We start from the raw sequence: 16,442 nt of genomic DNA, 5'->3' as shown, positions 1-16,442 counted from the left end.
AGACCCGGAACGGCACCAGGATGCCGCGGAACCCGAAGCTACCGCTGAGCAGGCTGATACCGAACCAGAGGCCGCAGAGGCCGCCCCCGCCGACACGCAAGAAGAGGAATCCCCCATCACGCAGGAAGACGCCGCAGACGTCGAGCAGGAAGACGACGACTCCCCGATCGCGCGGGAGCTCGCGGATCTGACGGCGCGTCGCAAAGCACTCGAAGAGGCCGAGGTGCACCTCACCGGGCGCACGCGTGTGCTCACGGTCTCGAACCAGAAGGGCGGCGTCGGCAAGACCACCACCACCGTCAACCTCGCTGCGGCTCTGGCCGAACGCGGGGCGCGAGTGCTCGTGATCGACCTCGACCCCCAGGGCAACGCGTCGACCGCGCTCGGGGTACCGCACACATCCGACATTCCCAGCGTCTATGACGTGCTCATCGACGAGTTCCCGCTGGCCGACATCATCCAGGTGAGCCCTGAGTCGCCGAACCTGTTGTGCGCACCGAGCACGATCCACCTCGCCGGTGCCGAGATCGAACTGGTGTCGCAGGTCGCCCGCGAACACCGGCTGCGGGTGGCAGTCGACGACTACCTCGCGAGCAATCCCGACCTGCTCGACTTCATCCTGATCGACTGCCCGCCATCGCTGGGTCTTCTGACGATCAACGCCTTCACTGCCGCCGGCGAACTGCTCATCCCGATCCAGTGCGAGTACTACGCTCTCGAAGGTCTCAGCCAGCTGCTCGGGACGGTCCAGATGATCCAGAAGCACCTCAATCCGCGACTGCAGCTCTCGACCATCCTGCTCACGATGTACGACGGTCGCACGCGCCTTGCGCAGCAGGTCGCCGACGAAGTGCGCGAGCACTTCCCGAGCCAGGTGCTGGACACGATCATCCCTCGCTCGGTGCGTGTCTCAGAAGCACCGAGCTTCGGGCAGTCCGTTCTCGCCTACGATGGACAGTCGGCCGGCGCCATCGCCTACCGCGAAGCGGCCGTGGAGATGATCCGGCGCGACAGCGCCTCGAATGAAAGGGGCGCCTGATGGCAGCGAAGCGCACAGGACTCGGCCGTGGAATCGGCGCACTCATCCCGACCACCGAGCAGGCCGATGAGCGTCCCGCCGATGTGTTCTTCCCCCGCGCGGTCGCCGTGGACGAGGCTGAGCCCGCCGCCTCCCCCACGCCGAAGCCGAAGGCGAAAGCCAAGGCGGAACCGGAGCCCGAACCGCAGGAGGATCTCGTCGAGGTTCCCGGTGCTCGGCTTGCCCACATCAACCCGAACGACATCGTTCCCAATCCGCGGCAGCCGCGCACCAACTTCGATCCCGAGCACTTCGCGGAGCTCGTCCACTCGGTCCGCGAGTTCGGCGTGCTGCAGCCCGTCGTCGTCCGGCTCAACGAGAAGAGCGAGTACGAGCTCATCATGGGCGAGCGGCGCACCCGTGCCGCTCGCGAGGCGGGTCTCGACTCGATCCCGGCCATCGTTCGTGACACGGCGGACGAGCACCTCCTCCGCGACGCGCTGCTCGAGAACCTGCACCGCTCCGAGCTCAACCCGCTCGAAGAGGCGTCCGCGTATCAGCAGCTGCTCGAGGACTTCGGCATCACGCAGGAGGAACTCGCCACCCGCATCGGCCGCTCGCGTCCTCAGATCAGCAACACGATCCGACTGCTGAAGCTGCCCGTCCCCGTTCAGCAGCGGGTTGCGGCCGGAGTGCTGACGGCCGGCCATGCGCGCGCCATCCTGTCGCTCGAGGACGCGACGGCGATGCAGCGACTGGCCGACAAGATCGTGAACGAGGACCTGTCGGTGCGTGCCGCGGAGGCTGCCGCGAAGCTTCCGGATGCTGCGCCCGTGCGCGCTGCGAAGCCACAGGCCGGCTCGCGCCGCGCGCACCTCGACGAGGTGGCAGAGCGACTCGGCGATCGCCTCAACACTCGCGTGAAGATCTCGCTGACGGCACGAAAAGGCCAGATCAGCATTGACTTCGCGACGATCCAGGACCTCAATCGAATCCTCGAGGAGCTCGGCGAGACCGAGTACGGCGCGGCCGAGGCCTCCTAGGCGGCGCACGGGGTCGCTCGTCCGCTCGGTGCGTTTCGTCTTCGCTCGTTCCTCGCTTCGCTCAACGAACAGGGGGGGTGCGGCGAGACCGAGTACGGCGCGGCCGAGGCCTCCTAGGCGGCGCACGGGGTCGCTCGTCCGCTCGGTGCGTTTCGCCTTCGCTCGTTCCTCGCTTCGCTCAACGAACAGGGGGGGTGCGGCGAGACCGAGTACGGCGCGGCTGAGGCATCCTAGGCGGCGCACGGGGTCGCTCGTCCGCTCGGTGCGTTTCGTCTTCGCTCGTTCCTCGCTTCGCTCAACGAACATGGGGTGCGGGCGGGACCAGGGCGGCGGCGCGCCGGCGCAGCACCTCGGTTTCGGCGGCGTTCCCGGGAAGATCAGCGGCAGCGAGGAACGCGGCGGATGCGGCATCCACTCGTCCGAGGCGTTCGAGCAGCTCGGCACGCACCGCGACGAGGGGGCGGAAGCCGGCCAGTTCGGGTTCGAGCTCGGCGACGACCTCGAGGGCGGCCTCGGGGCCGTCGACCATCGACACCGCGACGGCCCGGTTGAGGCGCACGACCGCCGAAGGTGCGAGGGTCTCGAGGGCATCGTAGAGGCGCAGGATCCGGTTCCAGTCCGTATCGGCGAACGTGGGTGCGACCGCGTGGCACTCCGCGATGGCCGCCTGCAGACCGTAGTACCCGAGGCCTCGGCCGCCGGTATCCACTCGACTCAGTGCTTGCGAGCCGCGTGCGATGGCGGAGCGGTCCCAGCGGCGACGGTCCTGCTGTTCCAGCGTGAGGGGAAGGCCTTCGCCATCGATGCGCGCGGCGAAGCGGGACGACTGGAACTCCATCAGCGCGATGAGCGATGAGATCTCGGGTTCGCCGGGCATGAGCGTCTCGAGCTGGCGTCCGAGCCGCACCGCTTCGCGCGCGACGTCGGGGCGGAGCGGCCGCTCCCCCTCGGCGGAGGAGTACCCCTCGGTGAAGAGCAGGTAGATCACCTGCAGCACGCTCGCCAGGCGGGAAGGGCGCTCCGCGCGGTCGGGAACCTCGAACGGCACGCCGGCGTCCGCGAGGGTGCGCTTCGCCCGCACGATGCGCTGTTGCACGGTCGGCACCGTCATCAGCAGCACGCGCGCGATCTGCTCGGAGGTGAGCCCCGCGACTGTGCGGAGAGTCAGGGCGAGCCGAGCCTGCGCCGGCAGCACGGGATGACATGCCACGAAAACGAGCCGCAGCACATCGTCGTCGATGCGGTCGGGGTCGGCCTCGCCGGGAACGGGATCGGATGCCTCTGCGTGGAGCGCCTCGGTGACGAAGAGCGGCTCGCGCTGCGACATGCGCTCGCGACGGCGCCACCCGTCGATCGCGCGGCGTTTGGCGACCGACATCAGCCAGGCCCCCGGATTGTCGGGGATGCCGGCGGTCGGCCATGAACCGAGGGCTTCGACGAGTGCTTCCTGGGCGAGATCCTCCGCCCAGGCGAAATCGCCGGTGTGACGGGTGAGTGCCGCGACGATCCGCGCGGACTGATCGCGCCACACGGCCTCGACGGCGCGATGCTCCGAGGAGCCGGGTTGCGCCGAGCCGGGTTGCGCCGAGCCGGGTTGCGCCGAGCCGGGTTGCGCCGAGCCGGGTTGCGCCGAGCCGGGTTGCGCCGAGCCGGCGGTGGGGGCGGCCGTCATGCTCTCAGCGTAGAGCGAGACGCCGCCGCGCGACCCGCGGTGTCGGTGTGGCGACGTACCCTGGGATGGTGGCGAATGACGAGCAGACTCCGAGGAGAAGAGCCAGCCTCGAGCTGCTGCGTGCTGAAGCCGCCGATGAGCTGTCGGTGCTGATCACCGAGCGGCTGCGCGGGGGCGAAGACCCCTGGGACTTCATGGAGGACCTTCCGTCGGTCGACGAGCTGGTCGTGTTCATGCTGCGGGCGGAGAACATCGGCGAGAACGGCGGGTCCCGCCCCAACGCGAGCCGGCATTACCGTGTGCTGCGGCAGATCGCGTTGGACTACCCTCCCCTGACGGCCGCGGTGTGGCGGCTGCTCGGCGACGCCAACACGCACCGTCGCTGGGATGCGACGGTGCGTGTCGACGCCGGCTGAGCCGGCGTCCCGGGCTGACCGAACATCAGGAGTTGGCGGCACGCCACTCCTGCTCCTTGGCGACCCACTCGTCGTTCTGGTCGAAGTCGCTGAGCTCGTTGACGCGACGCACCTCGAGGGCGGTGCCGGGTCCGAGCGGACACTTGAGCGCCCAGAGCTCGGCCTCTTCGCGCGAGGCGACTTCGAGGATCCAGAAGCCCGTGAAGACCTCCTTGGCCTCGGCATAGGGGCCATCGGTCACCGCGGGGGGCGCCGAGGTGAAGTCGACCCGGAAGCCCTCGGCCGCATCAGAGAGGCCTTCGGCGCTGAGGAAGACGCCGGCCTTCTGCAGCTCTTCGTTGTAGCGGCCCATGGCGGCGTACGCCTCGGACATGTCGATCGTGGCCGGGTCGAACGCGGCGGCGGCTTCGGCATCGACCTGCATGATGAGCATGTAACGCATGATGTTCCCTTCGTCGGGGCCGTCCGGCCCGGTTCGCGGGTCCGTTCCGGCCCGTCACCTTGTGCGTCGAACCAGCCTGGCCCAGATCGACACTTCGGCGAAGGAAAGTTCAGAAATCCTCACATTCCTCATCGGGCATGGTGCCCCGGACAGCGAAAAACCCCGTCAGACCGGGTCTGACGGGGCTTCGCACGTGAAGAGTGTCAGCCGATGTACGCGGCGAGGTCCTGCTCGAGCGCGAACTTCGGCTTGGCGCCGATGATCGTGGTCTTCACCTCTCCGCCCTGGAACACCTTCATCGCCGGGATCGAGGTGATCTGGTACTTCATCGCGAGATCGGGGTTCTCGTCGACGTTGAGCTTCAGGATCGTGATCTTGTCGGGGTGCTCGGACTGGATCTGGTCGAGGACGGGCGAGACCATACGGCACGGCCCGCACCACTCGGCCCAGAAGTCGACGAGCACGGGGCCGTCGGCCTGGAGCACGTCCTGCTCGAACGTGGCGGAGGTCGTCGCCTTGGCGGTCATCTTTTCTGTCTCCTTCGGTGGAAGTCTGTCATCGGCGTCAACAACGCCGGCGCGTGGATTGTTCCTGGCCGGTCAGCGACCCAGGGTCGCAGCATCCGCCAGTCCGTCGATCTCGGCCCCGGCAGGATCCGGCGCGCCCGCCTCGCCGAGTGCGGCCAGGTAGTGCTCGACGTCGAGGGCTGCGACCGTGCCGCTTCCGGCCGCGGTGACGGCCTGACGGTAGGTCGGGTCGATGACGTCGCCGGCGGCGAACACTCCGGGGACCGAGGTGCGCGACGAACGACCGTCGACCCAGACGGTGCCCTCGGGGGTGAGCTGCAGCTTGTCGTGCACGAGGTGCGTGCGCGGGTCGTTGCCGATCGCGACGAACACGCCGTCGAGCGCGAGCTCGCGGCGCGTGCCGTCGACGGTGTCTTCGAGCACGACGCCGGTGACGGCCTCGTCGCCGAGGATGTCGACGACCGCGCTGTTCCAGACGAACTCGATCTTCTCGTTCTTGAACGCGCGCTCCTGCATGATCTTCGAGGCGCGCAGCTCGTCGCGGCGGTGGATGATGTACACCTTCGACGCGAACTTGGTGAGGAACGTCGCCTCTTCCATCGCCGAGTCGCCACCGCCGACGACGGCGATCACACGCTCCCGGAAGAAGAAGCCGTCGCACGTCGCGCAGTACGAGACACCGCGGCCCGACAGCCGGGACTCGCCTTCGATGCCGATCTTGCGGGGCGCCGAGCCGGTCGCGAAGACGAGCGAGTCGGCCTCGTGGGTGGTGCCGCTGCCGAGGGTGACCTTCTTGACGGGACCGTCGATGTCGAGCGACACGACGTCGTCGTAGAGCACCTCGGCGCCGAAGCGCTCGGCCTGCTCCTGCATCTTGGCCATGAGGTCCGGCCCCATGATCGCCTCGGGGAAGCCCGGGAAGTTCTCGACCTCGGTGGTGTTCATCAGCTCGCCGCCGGCCTCGACCGAGCTCGCCACGACGAGCGGGCTCAGGTTCGCGCGGGCCGCGTAGATGGCGGCGGTGTACCCCGCAGGGCCCGACCCGATGATGATGACCTGACGCACGTACGCACCTTCCTGTTGGCGAGCGCTGTCGTCACGACGGACGAAAGGGCTCCGGATGCCTCAACACATGGTAACCGCGTGGCATTCCGCCGACCGGTCCGGTGTCGGCGTGCTCAGCGTCCGCCGGGGAGGAAGCGGCGCAGCACGCCCGTCGCCACCGACAGCTCGGGGGCGCGCAGGAGCGCGAGGAACGCAACGTATACCGCGACAGCCGCGATCCCGATGATCGCCGAGCCGACGGCGCCGAGGAGGGCACTGGATGCCGTCCATCCGTCCGCTCCTCCCAGCAGCACGAACACCCCCCACCCGGCTGCGCCTGCGGGGATCGCAGCGAGCACGAATCGACCGAGCGAGAGCATCCAGGATGCCGTGCCGAAGCTCCCCAGCCGTCGCTGCAGAAGCCATGTCGCGATCACGACCTGGACGATGCTCGCGATGGACTGGCCGAGCGCCACGAAGGCGGCGAGGTACTCGAGCCCGATGACGTCGGCCTCGACGAGGCCCGACGCCCCGTATGCCGTCGCCACGACGATCGCGCACTGGACGAGAGTGAAGTAGAAGGGGGTGCGGGTGTCGTCGTAGGCGTAGAAGGTGCGCTGGATGACGAACAGCACGGCGAGAGGGATCAGCGCGACGAGGTACGCCAACAGCACCCAGGCCGCCTGCACCGCCTCGCTCGCCGTGTTCGTGAAGATGCGCGACGCCGGCACGGCGGCCGCGGCGAGGGCGAAGGTGGCGATCACCACGAACACGCCGAGGGTGCGGATGCTGCGGCCGATGTCGCCGCGCACCTCGTCGTCGCGCCCGGCCGAGGCGTGCTCGCTGAGCTGCGTGAAGTACGGGGTGCCGATCGACAGGACGATGATCGAGTACGGGAGCATGAACAGCAGCCACGCGTAACCCATGGCGGCCGCGGCGGGTCCGTCGCCCGACGCCTCCGAGACGACGCGGCCCTGCAACAGGCCGGCGACCTGTCCTGCCGCGACCATCAGGAACGTCCAGCCCGCGAGGCGGCCGATCTGCCCGAGGCCGACGCCGCGCCATGCGAAGTCGGGTCGTACGTGCAGCCCGGTGCGCCGCCAGAAGAAGAACAGGATGCCCGCCTGGATCACGATGCCCATGGTGGCGGTGCCGGCGAGAAGGGCGATCATCCCCGGCGTCCAGTCCGCGACGGCGGTGACGGGACCGCCGAACAACACGAGAAACAGCGCGAAGCCTGCGATCGAGACGATGTTGTTGACGATCGGCGCCCACGTGAACGGGCCGTAGATGCGGCGCGCGTTGAGGGCTTCGCCAACGAGCGCGTACAGCCCGTAGAAGAGGATCTGCGGCAGACACCAGTAGGCGAACGCCGTCGCCAGCGCGAGCTGCTGCGACGAGTACCCCGGAGCGTAGAGCTGCACGAGCCACGGCGCGATCAAGGTGGCGAGCACCGTAGTTCCCAGCAGCACGACGGTGCCGAGCGTGAACACCTTCGAGATGAAGGCGCGCCCGCCGTCCGCGTGCGAGGCGGCCTTCACGATCTGCGGCACCACGACGGCCGTGAGCAGGCCGGTGGAGATCAGCGCGTAGATGTTGTTCGGCAGCTGGTTGGCGGTGGCGAACGCGTCGCCGGCCTTGCTGCCGACGGATCCCACGACGGCCACGAGCACGATGCCGCGCAGGAACCCGGTCAGCCGCGACACGATCGTCCCGGCCCCGATCATGACGCTCGCGCGCCCGATGCCGCTCACTTCTCGGCTCCGTCGGCCGCAGCTCCGTCGGCCGCAGCTCCGTCGGCCTCAGCGGAGGGAGTGGATGCCGCGTCCGCAGGCTCCTCCTCGGCCTCGGCCGCCGCATCCTCGGCCGTCCCGTCAGCGGGGGTGGCGGCATCCACGGGGTGACGGCGGCGGCGCATGCGCAGCACCGTCCGCACCACGCCGACGACGACGAGGCTGCCGACGACCACGGCCAGGGCCGTGATGCCGACGCCTTCCCAATCGGCCCACACGTTGATGTCGACGGTCTCTGGCTCGCCGATCGCGACGAACACGGGGCTGCGCAGCTGGAGCGTGAGCGTCACCTCGCCGCGGCCCACGCGCGCCTGCACGGGCACGTCGACGCGCGTGTTGCTCTGCGGCGTCGCGATGACGTTGGTCTCGCTCTGCACGTCCAGGCGCAGACTGTCGGGAGTCGTGTAGAGCACGAGGTTGACCGGGTACGGCAGGTCGTTGCGCACCCAGAACTGCAGCGGGGCACGGGATCCGAACAGGTTGGTGGGGGTCGTGGGCAGCAGGCTCACCGAGCCGAGCGTCGTGCTCGTGGCGGCGCGGTGGTCGGCGAGGGCTGTCGGCCACTCGGGATCGCCGACCCATCCGACGCCCAGCACCTGCAGAATGCCGGCGCGCTCGCGCCCGGTGAGAAGCGCCGGGTCGTCGAGGATGGTGGCGAAGCGGCCGAGCTCTTCTTCGTCGGCGACGAGGGCGGATGCCGCAGCCGCGCGTTCGGGCGAGGCGTCGATGTCGACGAGCTCGGTGGTGCCCGCGTCGCTCGCCGTGAGGGCCGCGAGCGTGCGCGGCTCGACGGAGGGCGCGGATGCGGCTGCCGAGATCGCCGTGCCGAGTCCGAGGCGCGAGCGGTCCTCACCGCGGCCGACCGTCACCATCAGCGGCCCCGAGGACTCGGCCGTCGCGAAGGCCAGGTACGCGGTCGCGGCCGTGAGCGGGGCACCGCGCAGCCACGTCTGGTCGATCGAAGACCCTTCCTGCAGCTCCGTCGACACATCGCTGTCGTACACGAGCACCTGCGCGTCGCCCAGCCTCGCATGCGCCGCCACGGTGCCGCCGGCCGAGCCCGTGCGAGTGGTGGCCGACGGGATCACCGTCAGCGCCGGGCCCTCGTCGGTGCCGAGACCGCCCAGCGCCGTGACGATATCGGCGTCTGCTGTGCCGTCCGCGGGCCAGTAGAACGCGTCGTCGCCGACCGCGCCGATGTCGAGCAGCTCGGCGGTGGACGGCAGTTCGTCGTCCGGTGCGGTGGTGGCGGACGGAGTCGGGGCGGGTGTCGGCGTGGGTTCGGGCGACGGGGTGGTCGCCGCGAAGTCGCTCGGCGACATCGCATAGGTGAAAGAGGTGGGGGCGAGGGGTCGGCGCAGCCCCGACTGCAGCTGGGCGGTCACGTCGGCGTCGCCGAACTGCAGCGCGAACCGCGAGTTGGGCAGCGCCTCGAGCTGCGACAGCCACTCCAGCGCGGGCTGAGGCGCCGCCGTGCCCAGGACGCGGATCGACGCGGGGATGGCGGGGTCTACGGCGAGGATCGCGTTCGTGCCGGTGACCGCGCGGAGCTGGCTGGTGAGCGTGCCGTCGGGGGCGGTGAGCTCCGCGAGCTCGTCGGAGGTCAGCAGACCCTCGATGCGCGGGCCCGCGGTGATCGGCACGACGACACCGACGGCGACAGGCTCGCGGGCATCGTCGGGCACCACGAGCGCGCTGGTGGAGGTGACCAGACCGGTGTCGGAGGAATAAGAGGCCGCCAGGGGGTAGACGCCGGGCGTCAGACCGGCGAGGGCGGGGTCGTCACCGGCGATCGTGACGGCGCCTTCTTCGCTGCCGCCGGGCTGCACGGCCGGAAGCGGCTCGACGGCGACAGGTGCGACCGCCGCCCCTTCCACGTCGCCGCCCAGCCAGTCCCGCAGGTCGTTGCGGGTCGCGATCGGCGTGCGGCCGAGCGACAGGGTGACGTCGGTCGCGGGGAGCTCGACGTCGGTGCCGTTCTGCAGCGACACCCACACGGTCAGGGCGTCGCCCGCGCGCACGATGCCGTTCGACACCGGCGACAGCGTGAAGACGGTCGTGCCGGGTGCGATCGACGACGTCGGGGTCGGCGTGGGCGAGGGCTCCGTGGCGGCGAGGGCGGGAATGGCCAGGGCGGGGGCGGGCAGTGCGACCGTCAGCGCGGCTGCCGCGGCGAGCACAGCGGTCGCAAGGCGAGGGGCGCGGCGTGGGGGGCGCCGCAGAGCCCGCGGTCTGGTCACGATCATCCTGTCGGGGGTTTCGCTCCTGTGCGATGTCCTGACCGCACGATCGACTGCGATTCTACGGTCCATGGCTCCGAGCCCGCCGGACGCCGGGCGGTGCGAGGGTGATCCGAGCCGGGAACGCGGGGCGGATAACGTGAAGGCGTGCTTCCTGAACCGGATCCCGCTCTGTGCCGCTCGCTCGCCGCCGATCTCGGCGACGCCGGATTCACCGCCGAGGGCGTGCGCGAGGCGTGGGGCGAGGCGGCCGACGACGCCATCGCGCGCGGGCTGCGCTCCCCGGCGCTGCGGGCGCTCGGCGACCGAGATGACGCCCTGGCCGTGCTCGCGCGACTTCTCGTGCTCGGGATGCCGGCGGCCGCGGCATCCGCGGATCTCGCTCTCCCGCGCACGAAGGCCGACGGACTGGCGCGGCTGGGGCTCGCGACGATCGAGGACGAGGTCGTGCGGCCGCTCGCCGTCGTGAGACCGCAGTCGTACGCGGACGCCACGGGACCTGATCAGCAATCGAACACCGGTCAGTGGTGGATCGCGAGCGACCTCGACGAGGCGGCGCTGGGCGGTCCGCTGCCCGAGGACCACGTGCTGGGGGTGGGCGGCGCATCGTTGACGCTCGCCGGCCTGCAGCTTCCGACGCCCGCCGCGCGCGGACTCGATGTCGGGGCGGGGTGCGGCATCCAGGCGCTGCGCGCCCGCGCGCACGTGGACCACGTCGTCGCCACCGACATCTCGGAGCGCGCCCTCGCCTTCACGCGGCTGAACGCGCTGCTGAACGGCGTCGACGGTATCGAGACCCGGCTCGGCAGCCTGTTCGAACCCGTCGCCGGCGAGCAGTTCGACCGCATCGTGTCCAACCCGCCGTTCGTCATCACGCCGCGAGTGGCCGACATCCCGGCGTACGAGTACCGGGACGGCGGGATGGCCGGCGACGACGTCGTGGCCGCCTTCGTCACGGGCGTCGGCGCGCACCTCACCCCTGGCGGCACCGCACAGCTGCTCGGCAACTGGGAGACCCGCGTCGACGCCGACGGCCGCACGCACACCGGTCTCGACCGCGTGCGTGCGTGGGTCGAGGCGTCGCCGGTGGCGCTGGACGCCTGGGTGGTCGAGCGCGAGATCCTGGACCCGCTGTCGTACGCCGAACTGTGGGTGCGCGACGGCGGCACGCTGGCCGGCACGTCCGGCTTCACGCGGCTCGTCGACGCGTGGCTCGACGACTTCGCGGCGCGCGGGGTGACCGAGGTCGGCTTCGGCTACATCCTGCTGCGGCGCCCGCGATCCCTGAGCTCGTCGAACGGAGCCACGACGCTCGAGCGGTACGAGAGCCTCCACACCGTCCGACCGGGCGACAGCCTGGGCGCACACCTCGCCGACGCCCTGGCCGCGCACGATCGGCTCGCGGCGATGGACGACGCCGGCGTGGCAGCATCCACTCTTCTCGTCGCCGGCGACGTGACCGAAGCGCGCCACCACCTTCCGGGCGCCGAGGACCCTACGGTGATCGAGCTGCGACAGGGCGGCGGGTTCGGTCGGGCGCTCGGGGTGGACCCGGGCCTGGCCGCACTCGTCGGCGCGTGCGACGGCGACCTGCCGGTCGGCGTGCTGATCGACGCGATCGCCCAGCTGCTGGGGGTCGACGCCGGAGCGCTGCGGGCCGACCTCATCCCCCGCGTGCGCGAGCTGGTGTTCACCGGCTTCCTGCGGTTCATGTAGCGCACCCCGGGTTTCGAATCGCGCACTTTGCACGATCCGACCGTGTGCAACGGCAAAGTGCGCGATTCGAAACGGGGACGGCGTCCGTCGGTAGGCTGAAGCAATGCTCAACATGGCCGAGGGCATCGCGCGCCTCGGTGCGCTCGCCGAGTCCCCCGTCGTCGACACGCTCGCCCGGGCCTTCGCGGACGCCGGGTTCGACCTCGCGATCGTCGGGGGCCCCGTGCGCGACGCGCTGCTCGGGCGCACCACCAACGACCTCGACTTCACGACCGACGCGCGACCCGACGACATCCTGCGCGTGGTCAAGCCGGTGAGCTCCACGCAGTGGGACATCGGTCGCGCATTCGGCACCATCGGCGCGCGCGTGCGCGGCGAGCAGGTCGAGATCACGACATACCGCGCCGACAGTTACGACGGCGTCACGCGCAAGCCGACCGTCGAGTTCGGCGACACGCTCGAGTCGGATCTCGTGCGCCGCGACTTCACCGTCAACGCGATGGCGCTGCGGGTGCCCGGCCGTACGCTCGTCGACCCGACGGGCGGCGTCGAGGACCTCGTGCACGGTGTGCTGCGCACGCCCGCCGACCCGCAGGTGAGCTTCGGCGACGATCCGCTGCGCATGCTGCGCGCGGCCCGCTTCGCATCGCAGCTCGGGTTCTCGGTCGACCCGGCCACCGAGGCCGCGATGGCCGAGCTGCGCCAGACCCTGTCGATCGTGAGCCCCGAGCGCATCCAGGGCGAGCTCGTGAAGCTGCTCGCCACCGACGACCCGGTGCGCGGCATCCGGCTGCTCGTCGAGACCGGGCTCATGGCCGAGTTCCTGCCCGAGATCCCGGCGCTCAAGCTCGAAGTCGACGAGCACCACCACCACAAGGACGTCTACGAGCACTCGCTGACCGTGCTGCGGCAGGCGATCGAGCTCGAGCGCTCCCGCAACCCGGGGTCCGCTCCCGACGTGCCGCTGCGCCTCGCGTCGCTGCTGCACGACATCGGCAAGCCCGCGACGCGGCGCCTGGAGCCCGGCGGCGGCGTCACCTTCTACCACCACGACCTCAAGGGCGCCCGCCTCGCGCGCAAGCGCCTGCAAGAGCTGCGCTTCGACTCCGACACGATCGCGACGGTCTCGCGGCTCATCGAGCTGCACCTTCGCTTCTTCGGCTATTCCGAGGGGGCGTGGACGGACTCCGCGGTGCGAAGATACGTGCGGGATGCCGGACCCGAGCTCGAGCGTCTCCACATCCTCACCCGCGCCGATGTCACGACGCGCAACGTCCGCAAGGCGCGTGGCCTGGCGTCGGCCTACGACGACATCGAGCGCCGCATCGGGGAGCTCGCCGCGCAGGAAGAGCTCGACGCCATCCGGCCCGACCTCGACGGCAACCAGATCCAGCAGATCCTCGGCATCCCGCCGGGGCGCGAGGTGGGCGAGGCCTACCGGTTCCTGCTCGAACTGCGCCTCGACGATGGCGTGCTCGGAGCAGAAGAGGCGGAGCGGCGCCTGCGTGAATGGTGGCAGAACCGCACGAGCCCGGCCTGACACGCGGTCTCACGTCGGGCGGGTTTCAGTTCGGTTACGAATCGTTCACTCGATTGCCATGACGCCGCGCGGGAGTGAAGATAGCGCAACGAGTCGTGTCATCGGAGACGCGGCTACCCGACTAACCAGAGGGTTGCATTCATGTCATTGCACCACAGCGCGCGAGGCCGGATCGGTCTCGCCATCGGAGCCTTCGGGGCGTCCGCCCTGCTTCTCGCCGGCTGCGCCGGCGGCGGCAACAACGGCGATTCGGGCGACTCCGGCGATTCCGGGGATGCCTCGATCATCGTGGGCACCACCGACAAGGTCACCACGCTCGACCCGGCCGGCTCGTACGACAACGGCTCGCTGACCGTGCAGACCCAGGTGTTCCCGTACCTCGTCAACACCGACTACAACAGCACCGAGGTCGTGCCCGACCTGGCGGAGTCGGCCGAGTTCACCTCGCCGACCGAGTACACGGTCAAGCTGCCGGCGGGTCTCAAATGGGCCAACGGGCACGACCTGACCTCGGCCGACGTCAAGTTCTCGTTCGACCGCAACATCAAGATCAACGACCCCAACGGCGCGTCCAGCCTGCTGTACAACCTCGACAGCGTCGAGACGCCCGACGACACCACGGTCGTGTTCCACCTCAAGAGCGAGAACGACCAGATCTTCCCGTACATCCTGACGAGCTTCCCCGGCGCGATCGTGGACGACGAGGTGTTCTCGGCGGATGCCGTCACGCCTGACAACGACATCGTCAAGGCCGACGCGTTCGGCGGGCCGTACAAGATCACCGCGTACGACTTCAACAAGACGGCCGAGTTCGAGCCCAACGAGAATTACAAGGGTCTGCTCGACAAGCCGGTCAACTCGGCTGTGGTGCTGCAGTACTTCGCCGACTCGTCGAACCTGAAGCTCGCCATCCAGAAGGGCGACATCGACGTGGCGTACCGCACGCTGTCGGCCACCGACACGGCGGACCTCAAGAAGAACAAGGATGTCGCGGTCACCGAGGGCCCCGGCGGCTCGATCCGGTACATCGTGTTCAACTTCAACACGATGCCGTACGGTGCGACCACGCCCGAGGCCGACGCGGCCAAGGCGCTCGCAGTCCGTCAGGCCGCGGCAGACCTCGTCGACCGCCAGGCGATCGCGGACCAGGTGTACAAGGGCACGTACAAGCCGCTCTACTCCTTCGTTCCCGAAGGATTCAACGGCGCCACCGAGGTGCTGAAGGACCTGTACGGTGACGGCAACGGCGCGCCCGACGCCGACAAGGCCAAGGCGACGCTCGAAGCGGCCGGTGTCGAGATCCCCGTGAAGCTCAGCCTGCAGTACAACTCGGACGACCACTACGGCCCCTCGTCGGGCGACGAGTACGCGATGGTCAAGCAGCAGCTCGAGGCCGACGGCCTGTTCCAGGTCGACCTGCAGTCCACCGAGTGGGTGCAGTACTCGAAGGACCGCACGGCCGACGTGTACCCGTCGTACCAGCTCGGCTGGTACCCGGACTACAGCGACCCCGACAGCTACCTCACCCCGTTCTTCCTCACGAAGAACTTCCTGGGCAACCACTTCAGCGACGCCCAGACCGAGGAGCTCATCCTGAAGCAGGCGTCCGAGACCGACCCTGCGGCCCGTACGCAGGAGATCGAGGACATCCAGGCCCGCGTCGGCGAGCTGCTCTCGACGCTCCCGCTGCTGCAGGGCAACGAGACGGCCTACGCGACGAAGGACATGAGCGGCGTCACCCTCGACGCGTCGTTCAAGTTCCGTTTCGCACCGCTCGAGAAGAAGTAACCGCGTGAACGTGGGGCGGCCCCAGCCGGGCCGCCCCACGTCCGTGTCCGCCCGCGTTCGCCAGAACCGAGCACGAAAGCAGGACCTGAGTCAATGACGACACCCGACGTCGCCGTCGTCCCCGTGGACGAACCGCCGCCTCTGCTGCACCGCCGCAAAGGTCGCGGCGGCAGCACGCTGTGGCGCTATCTGCTGATCCGGTTCATCCTGATCTTCCCCACGATTCTCATCCTCGTGACGCTCGTGTTCTTCCTGATGCGGCTGACGGGCGACCCGATCACCGCCGCGCTCGGCGGTCGGCTGCCGGCCGACCAGCTGCAGGAACGCATCCACGAGGCGGGGTACGACCGCCCGATCATCGTGCAGTACTTCGAGTACCTCGCCCAGATCTTCACCGGCGACTTCGGCACGACCCTCTCCGACAACCAGCCGGTGGCCGAGGTGCTGCTCACCTACGGCGCGGCGACGCTCGAACTCGCGATCTACGCGCTCATCGTCGCGTTCGCGATCGGCATTCCTTTCGGGATGCTGGCGGCCGCGCGCCGCGACCGCCCCACCGATGCCGTGCTCCGCGTCTCGGCCATCCTGTTCTACGCGACGCCGGTGTTCTTCCTGGGCCTCGTGGCCAAACTGATCTTCTCGGTCTGGCTGGACTGGCTGCCGGCCAGTGGCCGCGCCGACGTGCGCACCGAGATCGCGCTGACCCGCGAGGGCGGCACCGGCATCTACCTGATCGACGCCATCGCGTCGGGCAATCCGGCCTACGTGCAGGATGTGCTGGTCCACGCGATCCTGCCCGCGGCCTGCCTGGGGCTGCTCACCGCCGGCATCTTCCTGCGCCTGGTCCGCACCAACGTCATCGGCACGTTCAACATGCCGTACATCGACGCGGCCCGTTCCCGCGGCATCCGCGAAGGTCGACTCGTCCGCACTCACGCCTATCGACCCGCTCTGATCCCCATCATCACGGTCATCGGCCTGCAGATCGCGCTGCTGCTGGGCGGCGCGGTGCTCACCGAGACAACCTTCGAGTGGAAGGGGCTCGGGTTCCAGCTGACGCAGTACCTGCTGGCGCGCGACTTCGTGGCCGTGCAGGGCATCGTCGTGCTGCTGGCGATCATCGTGGCGTTCACGAACTTCATCGTCGATGTCATCGCCGCCTTCGTGGACCCGAGGGTGAGGTACTGACGTGGCCCGCCTTCG

General features: G+C 69.6%; 13 protein-coding genes. 7 read left to right on the top strand and 6 right to left on the bottom strand.

Annotated elements, in window-relative coordinates:
* The first annotated feature begins 115 nt into the window (after positions 1 to 115).
* Both IF188_RS17480 and IF188_RS17475 read left to right on the top strand, forming a co-directional pair.
* A complete protein-coding gene (locus tag IF188_RS17480) occupies positions 116 to 1,039 on the top strand; it encodes a ParA family protein (protein ID WP_318152930.1) in 924 nt (307 codons plus the stop codon).
* The gene (locus IF188_RS17475) at positions 1,039 to 2,061 is read left to right on the top strand and encodes a ParB/RepB/Spo0J family partition protein (RefSeq protein WP_191173083.1); all 1,023 of its coding nucleotides are present in this window, start codon (positions 1,039 to 1,041) and stop codon (positions 2,059 to 2,061) included. The genes IF188_RS17480 and IF188_RS17475 overlap by 1 nt, the downstream gene beginning before the upstream one ends.
* 295 nt (positions 2,062 to 2,356) lie before the next feature.
* On the opposite strand, the gene IF188_RS17470 is transcribed toward IF188_RS17475, so the two are convergent.
* Positions 2,357 to 3,733: an RNA polymerase sigma factor gene (locus IF188_RS17470; protein ID WP_263575390.1), complete on the bottom strand. Its 1,377-nt coding sequence runs from the start codon at positions 3,731 to 3,733 to the stop codon at positions 2,357 to 2,359.
* Between the two features lie 65 nt (positions 3,734 to 3,798).
* Here IF188_RS17470 and IF188_RS17465 point away from each other — a divergent pair, with 65 nt between their 5' ends.
* A complete protein-coding gene (locus tag IF188_RS17465; RefSeq protein ID WP_191173082.1) occupies positions 3,799 to 4,149 on the top strand; it encodes a tryptophan synthase subunit alpha in 351 nt (116 codons plus the stop codon).
* Positions 4,150 to 4,174: 25 nt separating this feature from the next.
* On the opposite strand, the gene IF188_RS17460 is transcribed toward IF188_RS17465, so the two are convergent.
* The 5 genes from IF188_RS17460 to IF188_RS17440 all read right to left on the bottom strand — a co-directional run bounded on the left by IF188_RS17460 (position 4,175) and on the right by IF188_RS17440 (position 10,195).
* Entirely contained in the window at positions 4,175 to 4,591 is a 417-nt protein-coding gene (locus IF188_RS17460; RefSeq protein WP_191173081.1) for a YciI family protein, read from the bottom strand.
* Positions 4,592 to 4,794: 203 nt separating this feature from the next.
* Entirely contained in the window at positions 4,795 to 5,118 is a 324-nt protein-coding gene (gene trxA, locus IF188_RS17455) for a thioredoxin (protein WP_191173080.1), read from the bottom strand.
* Between the two features lie 72 nt (positions 5,119 to 5,190).
* Positions 5,191 to 6,183, bottom strand: a complete 993-nt coding sequence (gene trxB, locus IF188_RS17450; protein WP_191173079.1) for a thioredoxin-disulfide reductase — start codon at positions 6,181 to 6,183, stop codon at positions 5,191 to 5,193.
* Between the two features lie 113 nt (positions 6,184 to 6,296).
* Complete coding sequence (gene murJ / locus IF188_RS17445; RefSeq protein ID WP_191173078.1) at positions 6,297 to 7,916, bottom strand: murein biosynthesis integral membrane protein MurJ; 1,620 nt, start codon at positions 7,914 to 7,916, stop codon at positions 6,297 to 6,299.
* A complete protein-coding gene (locus IF188_RS17440) occupies positions 7,913 to 10,195 on the bottom strand; it encodes a DUF6049 family protein (protein WP_191173077.1) in 2,283 nt (760 codons plus the stop codon). The genes murJ and IF188_RS17440 overlap by 4 nt, the downstream gene beginning before the upstream one ends.
* Positions 10,196 to 10,342: 147 nt before the next feature.
* Between IF188_RS17440 and IF188_RS17435 the strand changes: the two genes are divergently transcribed.
* The 4 genes from IF188_RS17435 (at position 10,343) to IF188_RS17420 (ending at position 16,427) form a co-directional block, all read left to right on the top strand.
* Positions 10,343 to 11,911, top strand: coding sequence for a DUF7059 domain-containing protein (locus tag IF188_RS17435; RefSeq protein ID WP_191173076.1), 1,569 nt, complete (start codon positions 10,343 to 10,345; stop codon positions 11,909 to 11,911).
* 103 nt (positions 11,912 to 12,014) lie between these two features.
* A complete protein-coding gene (locus tag IF188_RS17430) occupies positions 12,015 to 13,451 on the top strand; it encodes a CCA tRNA nucleotidyltransferase (RefSeq protein WP_191173075.1) in 1,437 nt (478 codons plus the stop codon).
* A 141-nt stretch (positions 13,452 to 13,592) separates the two neighbouring features.
* Positions 13,593 to 15,239 (top strand): ABC transporter substrate-binding protein, encoded by a 1,647-nt coding sequence (locus tag IF188_RS17425; RefSeq protein WP_191173074.1) that lies wholly within the window; start codon positions 13,593 to 13,595, stop codon positions 15,237 to 15,239.
* A 93-nt stretch (positions 15,240 to 15,332) separates the two neighbouring features.
* The gene (locus IF188_RS17420; RefSeq protein WP_191173073.1) at positions 15,333 to 16,427 is read left to right on the top strand and encodes an ABC transporter permease; all 1,095 of its coding nucleotides are present in this window, start codon (positions 15,333 to 15,335) and stop codon (positions 16,425 to 16,427) included.
* Positions 16,428 to 16,442: the final 15 nt, after the last annotated feature.

The organism is Microbacterium helvum (assembly GCF_014779795.1).
GTDB classification, from domain to species: domain Bacteria; phylum Actinomycetota; class Actinomycetes; order Actinomycetales; family Microbacteriaceae; genus Microbacterium; species Microbacterium helvum.
Note: the sequence above shows the minus strand (reverse complement) of the source record. Positions and strands in the feature narration are given on the sequence as shown.

Bases quoted from the DNA above. Each gene is read 5' to 3' on its own strand.
- IF188_RS17475 (WP_191173083.1), top strand. From the start codon at position 1,039: ATGGCAGCGAAGCGCACAGGACTCGGCCGTGGAATCGGCGCACTCATC.
- IF188_RS17470 (WP_263575390.1), bottom strand. From the start codon at position 3,733: ATGACGGCCGCCCCCACCGCCGGCTCGGCGCAACCCGGCTCGGCGCAA.
- IF188_RS17465 (WP_191173082.1), top strand. From the start codon at position 3,799: ATGGTGGCGAATGACGAGCAGACTCCGAGGAGAAGAGCCAGCCTCGAG.
- IF188_RS17460 (WP_191173081.1), bottom strand. From the start codon at position 4,591: ATGCGTTACATGCTCATCATGCAGGTCGATGCCGAAGCCGCCGCCGCG.
- trxA (WP_191173080.1), bottom strand. From the start codon at position 5,118: ATGACCGCCAAGGCGACGACCTCCGCCACGTTCGAGCAGGACGTGCTC.
- IF188_RS17430 (WP_191173075.1), top strand. From the start codon at position 12,015: ATGCTCAACATGGCCGAGGGCATCGCGCGCCTCGGTGCGCTCGCCGAG.
- IF188_RS17425 (WP_191173074.1), top strand. From the start codon at position 13,593: ATGTCATTGCACCACAGCGCGCGAGGCCGGATCGGTCTCGCCATCGGA.
- IF188_RS17420 (WP_191173073.1), top strand. From the start codon at position 15,333: ATGACGACACCCGACGTCGCCGTCGTCCCCGTGGACGAACCGCCGCCT.